Origin of the sequence: Lysobacter enzymogenes (genome assembly GCF_017168095.1) — a bacterium.
In the GTDB taxonomy this organism is placed as follows: Bacteria; Pseudomonadota; Gammaproteobacteria; order Xanthomonadales; family Xanthomonadaceae; genus Lysobacter; species Lysobacter enzymogenes_D.
Window position 1 is genome coordinate 1 of the sequence record NZ_LXSD01000652.1, and the last position, 422, is coordinate 422.

At 73.5% G+C, this 422-nt stretch carries 1 pseudogene; it reads right to left on the minus strand.

Features of this window, described 5'->3' with window-relative positions:
* Nucleotides 1–24: 24 nt before the first annotated feature.
* Nucleotides 25–422 (minus strand): annotated as a pseudogene (locus A7A76_RS24810) (hypothetical protein); the annotation flags it as partial.

A 422-nucleotide genomic window follows, 5' to 3' on the forward strand; every position in this document is an offset into this window, starting at 1 on the left:
CAGCGCGCGCGGCGGCCGCGCAGGTCAGCCGCGAATCGGCGCGCCGGGCGCGGCCGGCGCGTCGGCGGTATCGGCCGCGCGCGGCTTGAGCACGATGTCGTCGTTGTCCAGCGTGTCGCGCTCGATCGGGAAGTAATCGGTCAAGGCTTCGACGAAGGTGCCGGTGTCGCCGGTGTTGAACGCGCCGCTGATCTTGAGCGAGGCCAGGTGCGCGTCGGCGAGCACGATCTTGCGCTGCGAATAGCGGTTGATCTCGGCCACCGCGTCGCCGAGGCGTTCGTTCTCGAACACGATCTGGCCGTTGCGCCAGCTCACCACCCGGCGCACGTCGGCCGCGCGCACCTGCGGCGCGGCCTTGGCCAGGGCGACGAACTGCTCGCCGGGGCGCAGCTCGGCCAGCGTCGCCGCCGCGCCGGCGGCGG